Raw genomic sequence first — 2,641 nt, 5'->3', positions numbered from 1 at the left:
AACTGGAATCCATAGCAGAGTCCCACCGCCATATGGTCCGGTTCTGCCGCAAAAAAGCGGTCATAATACCCCGCCCCATAACCGATGCGGTTTCCGTCCTTGGAAAACCCCACGCCAGGCGTGATCACCAGCGCTTTTGGCGCATCTGCCTCCTGACATCCGTCCGCTGGTTCCGGGATGCCATATGCCCCCGTCACAAGCTGGCTCCGATCTGTGACATAGAAAAAACGCATCTCACGCCCAAACACCCGCGGCAGCGCTACCCGGCAGCCGCGCTTTAACAGCTCGTCAATCAAATATTCCGTACTTGCCTCACCGCGCACACTCGTATAGGCATACACTGCCGTCCCAGCTGATGGAAAGAGGGGGTGGAGACGTTCTAACAACGCCTCATCCCATCGTTGTTTTTCTTCTGGCAGCAGAGTCCGGCGTTTTTGAAGGACATATGCGCGAATCTCCTGTTTTGATATCTGCGATCCAGATGAATGAATAACCATCTCTTCTACCCTTCAATTAATTCTTCGTATCCGTAACGCCGCCGTATTTCTTACCCAGATCCGTAATAGAACCGTCTTTCTCTTTAATCAGTATCGAATTTAACTGTCCTCGCATATTTCCACGGATTGACTCAATGTACTCCTTCCGAAGCGCTGCCTGCTCTTTTTTCTCTTCTTCGGTCAATCCAACTGCCTGGCTCTTATGATATAACGTATTAATACGGTCAATTCTTTCCTGTTTCATCTATCATTTCTCCTCTTATAATGCTTGTTTTAATTTTGGGGATAGCATACTTCGCGATAATTGCCTCTGCCGTCTTCATCCCATCCATCGCCGCCGAGGTAATGCCGCCCGCATATCCAGCGCCTTCGCCGCATGGGTAGATGCCCGCGATCGTGCTGCTCTCCATCGTCGCGTGGTCACGCGGAATCCGCAGCGGCGAGGAGGTCCGGCTCTCTACTCCGGCAAAAACCGCATCCTCGCGGTCAAAGCCATGAATCACATGTCCAAAATGTTCCATTCCCTCTAACATCGCTGCCGAAAGCACTTCCGGCAGCACCTCCCGCAGATTTCCAAATGCAAACTGTCCTTCAAACTGTGGTGTCACTGCTCCAAATCCCGTTGAAATCCGGTTTTCCCGGAAATCTACATAAAGCTGTACCGGGATTTTTCCGCCGCCGCAGCGGTATGCCGCTTCCTCCAGCTGACGCTGGAACGTCACGCCGCCAAGTGTGCCCGGCTGTGGAAAATCCTCCGGTGTAACGGTCACAATCAGGGCGCTGTTTGCGTTTGCACCGGCACGATCATGGTTGCTCATGCCGTTGATTGCCAGCCGTCCCGGCTCTGAGGATGCATCCACAACAAAGCCGCCCGGACACATACAGAAAGAATACACGCCCCTGCCTCCGGAGGTCTGTGCCGTCAGCTTATAGCTGGCAGCCCCCAGATTCCCGGCTTCTTCCCGTCCGTACTGGCTTAAGTTGATCTGCGTCTGTGGGTGCTGGATCCGCAGTCCCACAGCAAATGCCTTTGCCTGCATGTCGAGCGGTTTCTCTGCCAGCATCGCAAACGTATCGCGGGCGCTATGCCCGATCGCCAGCACCAGTGCCGATGCTGGAATCTCCTCCACCGTCCGTCCTGCCTCCGACGTGCCTTTACGGGCACTGACGCGGATGGAACACAAATGACCATTCTGTGTCTCAAAGTCTTCCAGACGGCAGCCAAACCGTACCTCACCGCCCAGACTTTCTATCTCACTTCGAATATTCTTTACCACCGTCCGCAGAACATCCGTTCCAACGTGCGGCTTGTTCACATAGGTAATCGTCGGATCCGCGCCCGCCTGCGCCAAGATTTTCAGCACTTCCTTATTCCGCCCAGACGGATCCTTGACCAGCGTATTCAGCTTTCCATCTGAAAACGTACCGGCACCGCCCTCGCCGAACTGCACATTGCACTCCGGATCCAGCGTTCCATCTGTCCAATAGCGTGCAACCGCCTTTGCACGGCTGTCCGCATCCAGCCCCCGTTCCAGAATAAGCGGGCGATATCCGGCACGCGCCAACATCAGACCACAAAACATACCTGCCGGACCAAAGCCCACGATTACCGGTCGTTCCCGAAGCGGCTCTATTCCCGGATCGGGCAGGCGGTACGCCTCTTCCTTTCGGATCTGCACATTTACACTGCGCGCACGTTTGACAATCGCCGCCTCTTTCCCTGCCACTGCAACATCTAATGCATATAAATAGTACAGATCTGGCTTTTTGCGCGCATCCAGAGACTGGCGCACCAGCTCCACCGACTGTATCTGATCTGCCGATACTCCCATCATTTTGGCAGTTTTCTTGCGAAGATCCGCCTCACTGTGGCTGACCGGCAGTTTTACCTGATTTACTCGTATCATTTATCTGACTCCCTTCCAGCACATTTTCCAGCTGCTGCGCCGCTGCTCCACGCCCACTGGAGATTATAACCGCCGCAGATGCCATCGACATCCAGAATCTCCCCGGCAAAATATAACCCTTTTACTCTCTTCGATTCCATCGTCTGTGCGTCAACCTCCCGCACATCGACGCCGCCGCAGCAGATCTGTGCCTGTTCAAAGGAATTTGTACCGTTCACGCTGACCTCAAACCGGCAG

The 2,641-nt window shown here is 54.2% G+C and carries 4 protein-coding genes; all 4 read right to left on the bottom strand.

Features of this window, described 5'->3' with window-relative positions:
• A partial coding sequence (locus tag QVO97_RS06150; protein ID WP_288189146.1) for a 5-formyltetrahydrofolate cyclo-ligase occupies positions 1-497 on the bottom strand: 497 nt, incomplete at its 3' end.
• A 16-nt stretch (positions 498-513) separates the two neighbouring features.
• Positions 514-741: a DUF896 domain-containing protein gene (locus tag QVO97_RS06145; protein WP_022359502.1), complete on the bottom strand. Its 228-nt coding sequence runs from the start codon at positions 739-741 to the stop codon at positions 514-516.
• Entirely contained in the window at positions 722-2,404 is a 1,683-nt protein-coding gene (locus tag QVO97_RS06140; RefSeq protein ID WP_022359501.1) for an NAD(P)/FAD-dependent oxidoreductase, read from the bottom strand. Before QVO97_RS06140 ends, QVO97_RS06145 begins: the two co-directional genes overlap by 20 nt.
• On the bottom strand, positions 2,401-2,641 hold a 241-nt coding region (locus QVO97_RS06135), incomplete at its 5' end, for an NAD(P)/FAD-dependent oxidoreductase (RefSeq protein ID WP_288189143.1). The genes QVO97_RS06135 and QVO97_RS06140, both read right to left, overlap by 4 nt.

Source organism: Clostridium sp. CAG:43 (assembly GCF_000434655.1).
Taxonomy (GTDB): domain Bacteria; phylum Bacillota; class Clostridia; order Lachnospirales; family Lachnospiraceae; genus Otoolea; species Otoolea fessa.
Note: the sequence above shows the minus strand (reverse complement) of the source record. Positions and strands in the feature narration are given on the sequence as shown.

Bases quoted from the DNA above. Each gene is read 5' to 3' on its own strand.
- QVO97_RS06140 (WP_022359501.1), bottom strand. From the start codon at position 2,404: ATGATACGAGTAAATCAGGTAAAACTGCCGGTCAGCCACAGTGAGGCG.
- QVO97_RS06145 (WP_022359502.1), bottom strand. From the start codon at position 741: ATGAAACAGGAAAGAATTGACCGTATTAATACGTTATATCATAAGAGC.